We start from the raw sequence: 2,067 nt of genomic DNA, 5'->3' as shown, positions 1-2,067 counted from the left end.
ACCGAACGCCCGCCGAGCATCGAGCCAGGCCGGGCCGTCAAATGCGGTTGCTGTTCCACCGTATGCGCCGACCGGTCTGTCGGAGACAGTCGGTCCGGACACACCGCACACGGCTACATTCGAAATGTGACCGCTGACGCTCTGCCCACCCGCCTGCATTCCTTCGCCGATGACGCGCTCGGCGAGCACGACGCGGTCGCACTGGCCGACCTGGTGCGCAGCGGGGAGCGCAGTGCGCGTGAGCTCGCCGACGCGGCCGTCGCACGCGCGAACCGCGTCGAGGAGTTGGCCGCGGTCGCCTATCCGAGCTACCACAAGCCGCTGCTGCCCGCCGCGCGCGACGGCCGGCTCTACGGTGTCCCGACGTTCGTGAAGGACAACGCCGACATCGCGGGCATGCCGACAAACCAAGGGACCGCGGCGTTCCTGGCCAAGCCGGCGAAGGAGCACGGCCCGTACTCCCGCCAATTCCTCAGCGCCGGAATGACAGTGCTCGGCAAAAGCTCGCTACCCGAATTCGGTTTCAACGCGACCACCGAGCCGCCGTTCGCCCGGCCGACCCTGAACCCATGGCACACAAGCCATTCGGTGGGCGCGTCCTCCGGCGGTGCCGCCGCGCTCGTCGCATCCGGCGTGGTGCCGATCGCCCACGGCAACGACGGCGGCGGCTCGATTCGTATTCCCGCCGCATGCACCGGGTTGGTCGGGCTGAAACCGAGCAGAGGACGGCACGTCGACACGGCGTTGACGCGCGCCATGCCGGTCAACATCATCAGCGAGGGTGTGCTGACCAGAACGGTGCGCGACACCGCCGCGTATACCGCCGCGGTGGAACAGTATTGGCACAATCCCAAGCTCCCGCCGATCGGGCTGGTCGAAGGTCCCCCGACGAAGCCGATGCGCATCGCCCTCGTCCTGGAGTCCATCAGCGGCCCGGTGCCGCAAGGACCGATCCGAGCGGCCGTCGAGCAGATCGCCACCACCCTGGCAGCCCACGGTCATCGGGTCGAACCGGTCGCGATGCCGTTCGACGACACACTGGAAGTGGCGTTCCTGCGCTATTGGGGTCTGCTCGCCGCGATGGTCGCCTCGACCGGAAAACTCGCCGACCGCACCTTCGACACCAGCAGACTCGACGACCTCACCCTCGGCCTACGCCGCTACTACCTGCGCAGCGCCCTCTCCACCCCGAAGACGCTGTACCGACTACGCGCAGCGGCCGCCACCTACGAAACCACCTTCGCCCCTTACGATGCCGCGCTCCTGCCCACCCTCGGCCACGAAACACCCGAACTCGGCTACCTCAGCCCCACCGTGCCCTTCGACGAACTCCTCGATCGCCTACGCACCTACGTGGCCTTCACCCCCATCAACAACATCACCGGCACCCCCTCGATCTCCATCCCCGCAGGCCTGACCCCCGCCGGCCTCCCCATCGGCGTCCAACTCGCCGGCACCGTAGGCACCGAACGCACCCTCCTCGAACTCGCCTACCTCATCGAAGCCGAACACCCCTTCCCCCACCTGAACCACTAGCACCCACCCCCTCAACACCCGACCACCAGGCCGAACTGCAGCCCGGCGTCCCGTCTACAGTTGGTCAACTGATCACGAGGCACTGACGGCGGCATCGCCCGAGAGCCCCCCGCCACCAGTGCCCCCTCGGCCCGCGACCACCTCCTGTGATCCCACATACCGGGATCCCCGAAACCGGCGAACGCGGCTAGCGCGGCCCTAACTCTGGAATCCGCACCCTTACCGGAGCTGGTCGACTGATCACTGGGAACTGGTGGCGGCATCGCCCGAGTAGCCCCCGCCGTCAGTTCCCACTCGGCGTGAAACCAACCTCCTCGATCCCGCATACCGGGATCACTGGTGTCGATGAGGCCAGCGAACGCGGCCAGCGCCGCCTCAACTCCGAAATCCGCACCCCTACAGCAGATCCGCACCCCTTCTGTCGACCCACAGACCCTCCATACGGTCCACAATGCCTCTACCTCTTCTACCTCTTGTGAACAGTGTGGAAGCTCTGCGGGATCCGGGGGCACGGCCCCGAGGGTGTGCGGT

Annotated in this window: 1 protein-coding gene; it reads left to right on the top strand. The window is 67.4% G+C overall.

Annotated features, from left to right (window positions below):
- The first annotated feature begins 126 nt into the window (after window positions 1–126).
- Window positions 127–1,536 (top strand): amidase, encoded by a 1,410-nt coding sequence (locus tag NA11_RS00005; RefSeq protein ID WP_069159594.1) that lies wholly within the window; start codon window positions 127–129, stop codon window positions 1,534–1,536.
- The last annotated feature ends 531 nt before the right edge of the window (window positions 1,537–2,067 follow it).

Source organism: Nocardia altamirensis NBRC 108246 (assembly GCF_001612685.1).
GTDB lineage: Bacteria > Actinomycetota > Actinomycetes > Mycobacteriales > Mycobacteriaceae > Nocardia > Nocardia altamirensis.
The sequence above is the reverse complement of the archived record's forward strand: the minus strand, read 5'-3'. Positions and strand labels throughout refer to the sequence as shown.